This window comes from Rhodococcus sp. LB1, from assembly GCF_001583455.1.
GTDB classification, from domain to species: Bacteria; Actinomycetota; Actinomycetes; order Mycobacteriales; family Mycobacteriaceae; genus Rhodococcus_F; species Rhodococcus_F opacus.
The window spans coordinates 1-4,699 of record NZ_LTCZ01000123.1 but is presented as its reverse complement, the minus strand read 5'-3'; the positions used below and the strand labels follow the sequence as shown (position 1 = coordinate 4,699).

The following is a 4,699-nucleotide window of genomic DNA, read 5'->3' as shown; positions in this document are numbered from 1 at the left end:
GCTTGACGCGCGCCGTACCGACGGCGGAACTGTTCACGACTGTCTCCTCTGATGACGATGGGTGTGCGGCTTCTGTTGCGCGGCCGCCAGCAGTTCGATGTCCGAGCCGCCGAGCGTCTCCACGGACTCGATGCGCTTCTCGGCCTCCGCGACCGACTCGTCCGCGGAACCGATCGGAGGAGCAGCGGACAGTGATTCGTCGTCGCGACCGCCCTTGCCGAGCAACTTCCGTACCTGGTAGCTGATCAGGATGACGATCAACGTCAGACCGCTCATGAGGAACTGGGAACGGGTGGTCGGCAGGAACGCCATCGCGAGAATGACGGTGGCCATCAGGGCGATGGTGGCGTAGCTCAGCCACGGGAACAGCCACATCCGGAGTTGCAGTGCGGCTGGGTCTTCGCGCTCGAGTCGCCGTCGGAGCACCACCTGGGAGATGGCGATCAGGAGGTACACGAACAGCGCGACGGCGCCGTACGAGTTGACGAGGAAGCCGAAGACGACGTCGCCCCACACGTAGGTGCAGGCGACGGACACGTATCCGACTGTGGTGCCGAGCAGGATCGCACGACGCGGCACGCCGTTGCGGGACAGCGTCGTGAAGAACTTGGGGGCGTCGCCGTTGCGGGTGAGTGCGAACAGCATTCGGGACGTGGTGTACAGCGCCGAGTTCAGGCAGGAGAGGACCGCGGTGAGGACGATGAAGTTCATGATCGTCGCGACACCGGGAATTCCGAGGACCTCGAGCACCGCGGCGTACGGGCTCACACCGACACTCTCGGTGTTCCACGGTTGGATCGTGACGACCACGAGAATCGAACCGACGTAGAACGTCACGATCCGTACCACGATCGACCGCATGGCATGGGCGACAGCACGCTTCGGCTCCTCCGACTCGGCCGCGGCGATCGTCACGATCTCGGCTCCCGTGTAGAAGGCGACGCAGGGGACGACCGCGGCGAGCACCGCACCCCAGCCGAGCGGGGTGAAGCCGCCGTGGTTCACGAGGTTGCCGAGCCCGGGCGTCGAATCGGGCCACAGTCCGGTGATCCAGAGGGCGCCCATCCCGAGAAACAGAACGATCGCCACGACCTTGATCGACGAGAACCAGTATTCGAACTCGCCGTAGGAGCGGGCGGACACCATGTTGGTGGCCGTCAGCAGGAGCATCAGCCCCAGGCTCAGGAGCCACAGCGGGATCATCGGCAGCCAGAGCTGCAGGATCCGGCCGCCGGCGATGGCCTCGACGGCGACGACGATGACGAAGAAATACCAGTACATCCACCCCGTCGCGAACCCGGCGCGACGCCCCAGGGCCTGGCGGGCGTAGACGTAGAACGATCCGACCACCGGCCGGGCCACCGCCATCTCCGCCAGCATCCGCATGATCAGCAACGTGATGATGCCTGCGATGAGGAAGGAGATGATGGCGCCGGGACCGGCACCGCCGATGACGACACCGCTGCCCACGAAGAGGCCGGCGCCGATCACCCCGCCCAGGGCGATGAGATTCATGTGCCTGCGCTTCAGGCCCTTGCCGAGACCTGAACTGTCGGTGTGTCCGGGAACGGTACTGTCCACATTTTCCTCCAGAAGGCGCTGCCGTGGCCCTCACCTGACCCGACCTCGTCGGTCGTGCGTCGATGCGGGCACCCACCGGTTCAGCGACCCAATCGTATATGTGATCCACATCACTTATTTCGGTGTTCACCTCACACTACGACTGGTGCCAGAACTCGCCCAGAGCCAGTTGCCTCGCAAGCGATGGGACCAGTTCGACCGCGGAACCGCCGACCGAGAAAGCCTCTGAACTGGGAGGACAGCGATCGCCGCCGGGAGGAGCGTGTTCGCATGGCCCGGCGGGACGGTTTCGCGGCACATCTGGATCCCCCGGCGCCGGCACGCACCCTCGAGGCCGTACGAACACCCCAACCCTGTGACCAGTGGTAACGAACTGGTCCCCAGACGTGCCGTCGAACTGGCACTGTGCTGCCCACCGGACCCTCCATACAGTGTTGTGCATCACATCAACAGTTCAGTTCGCGGTGGATCGTCTCCCGTATCTCCGCCGGCACTGTTCTCCGTTCCAACCGCCGACGATCCGACCCCGGATCGCGATGGCGACCTGACGATTCCGGTCAGCGCACAGTGGAGGAAAACGTGACTTCAACACCACCCCCGGTCCAATCCCAGGACTCCGGCCTCGGAAAGGGCCTGAAGAAACGGCACATGAACCTCATCGCCCTTGGCGGCGTGATCGGTGCCGGATTGTTCGTCGGCAGCGGCGTCGTCATCGAGAGCGCAGGCCCGGCGGCGATCGTGTCGTTTCTCATTGCGGGGGTCATCACACTCCTGATCATGCGGATGCTGGCGGAAATGGCGGTGGCCCGGCCGGTGGTCGGATCGTTCTACGTGTACGCCAGGGAAGCGCTCGGCAATCGCGCCGGCTTCTCGGTCGGCTGGATGTACTGGTACTTCTTCGTCATCGTCGTCGCGGTCGAAGCCATCGCCGGCGGCCGAATACTCCAGCTCTACCTCCCGTCCGCGCCGCTGTGGATCCTCAGCCTCGGCCTTCTCGTGATCCTGACCTGCACTAATCTCGTGTCAGCGCGTTCGTTCGGCGAATTCGAGTACTGGTTCTCGTCGATCAAGGTGATCGCGATCGTCCTCTTCCTCGGGTTGGGCGCACTGTGGATCACCGGACTGTGGCCGGACTCGACCCCCGGAGTGGCGAATCTCGTCAGCCACGGCGGATTCGCTCCGCTCGGCTGGGGCGCGGTGCTCGCCGCGGTCGTCCCCTGCGTGGCCTTCTTCACCGGTGCCGAGATCGTGACCATCGCGGCCGCCGAGTCCGCAGAACCCAAGAAAGCGGTCGCCCGGGCGATGCGCTCCATCGTGGTCCGGATCATCACCTTCTACGTCGGTTCCATCTTCGTCGTCGTCGCGGTTGTGCCGTGGAGCACGGAGGCCGTCGGAGTCAGCCCCTACGCGGCAGCGCTCTCCGCCCTGCACATTCCCGGTGTCGCCACGATCATGAACGTCGTCATCCTCACCGCGGTGCTGTCCTGCCTGAACTCGGCGCTGTACACCTCCTCGCGGATGCTCTTCGCCCTCACCCGCAACGGCGACGCCCCGCACATGTTCACCCGCCTGTCCGGCGGTGGCGTGCCGAGGCGCGCGATCCTCGCCGGAACGGTGATCGGCTACGCGTCGGTGATCGCGGCGTTCGTCTCCCCGGACCTCGTGTTCTCGTTCCTGGTCAACTCGTACGGCGCCGTAGCGCTCTTCGTCTACCTCATGATCGCGATCTCCCAGGTCGCGCTCCGCAGGAAACTGGAGGCTCGAGATCCCGAGGCCCTCAGCCTGAAGATGTGGCTGTTCCCCTGGCTCAGCTACGCGACCATCGCCCTGATGGGAGCCGTGATCGCCGCCATGGCCGTGCTCCCCACCACCCGTTCGCAGTTCTGGCTGAGTGTGGTGACTCTCGCCTTCATCCTGATCGGGTACGAGTTCCGCCGGCGCAGTCGCACCAGCGCCGAACGCCTCGACACCGTCACGCCGCCCGCGGAATCGCCTGCCGACGGTTCCGACGCGGAGCAACTCGTCGGAGTCGTCACCCACGAGCAACCCTGACGCACCCGCAGTACCGAAGGACAGGGACCGCACCAGCGGTCCCTGTCCTTCTCTGTGCATCCGATGCGACATCGGCTTTTCCGGCACGACCCGCCGGGAATCGGGGCACACTTGCAGAAGACCTCGGCGGAGGAGGACACCGTGTTCCACCGCGGAGACGACGCCGTCACCGAAGAACACTCGCTGGACGAGTCCCTGCTCGTCGAGCCCGAATCCCGGCGCCGGCCGTGGCGGGAATTCCTCGTCTCGACCCCGGGACGACTGTCCGTGCTGGGGATCGCCCTCGTGACCGCTGCGCTCATGACCGGGGCGATCACGTCGGCGGCGATCGGTGCCCGGCAACAGCGCATCGAGACCCTGCGGACGCACACCGAACCCCTCACCTACGCAGCCGAACGGCTCTACAGTTCCCTGTCCATCGCCGACGCCGCGGCCGCCACATCCTTCATCTCGGGCGGTGTCGAGCCGATCGCCGTCCGCAATCGGTACAACCAGGCGATCGGGGACGCGTCGAACGCGCTGGTCACCGCGTCGAACGGCGTCGCCTCGACAGACGCCGCGGCCCTCGCGCTGCTGTCCGAGGTGTCGCGGAACCTCGCCGACTACACCAGCCTGATCGCCACGGCCCGCGCCAACAATCGGTCGGGCAACCCGGTCGGCGTCGCCTATCTCAGCGACGCCTCCGCGATGATGCAGGACACGATCCTGCCCGCGGCCGAGAGTCTCTACTCGGAGCAGTCGAGGTCCGTCGCCGACACCCAGGTCCTCACCGGGCGGCTCCCGAGAGCCGCGTTCGCCGTCGCCGTCGCCCTGCTCGTCGCGCTCGTCGTCGCGCAGGTGTATCTGGCGCGCAAGAGCAAACGACGCGTCAATCCCGGCCTCGTCCTCGCGTCGCTCCTCGCCGCCACCCTCCTGATCTGGCTGGCCGCCGCCACCCTGGTCTCCACCGCGGCCACGGACCGGGCGAGAACCGAAGGGGCGCAACCACTCGGCACGATCACGCAGGCGCGGATCCTCGCACAGCAGGCCCGGGCGGACGAGACCCTCGCGCTGCTGCAGCGCGGCT

The 4,699-nt window shown here is 66.3% G+C and carries 3 protein-coding genes; 2 read left to right on the top strand and 1 reads right to left on the bottom strand.

What is annotated here, in order from left to right; genetic code table 11:
* Positions 1 to 33: 33 nt before the first annotated feature.
* Positions 34 to 1,581: an amino acid permease gene (locus AZG88_RS18530; RefSeq protein WP_005249194.1), complete on the bottom strand. Its 1,548-nt coding sequence runs from the start codon at positions 1,579 to 1,581 to the stop codon at positions 34 to 36.
* Between the two features lie 648 nt (positions 1,582 to 2,229).
* Here AZG88_RS18530 and AZG88_RS18525 point away from each other — a divergent pair.
* Positions 2,230 to 3,633, top strand: coding sequence for an amino acid permease (locus tag AZG88_RS18525; protein ID WP_231914080.1), 1,404 nt, complete (start codon positions 2,230 to 2,232; stop codon positions 3,631 to 3,633).
* A 54-nt stretch (positions 3,634 to 3,687) separates the two neighbouring features.
* A partial coding sequence (locus AZG88_RS18520) for a hypothetical protein (protein WP_231914079.1) occupies positions 3,688 to 4,699 on the top strand: 1,012 nt, incomplete at its 3' end.

Coding starts and splice junctions, on each gene's coding strand:
- AZG88_RS18525 (WP_231914080.1), top strand. CDS start 2,230: ATGAACCTCATCGCCCTTGGCGGCGTGATCGGTGCCGGATTGTTCGTC.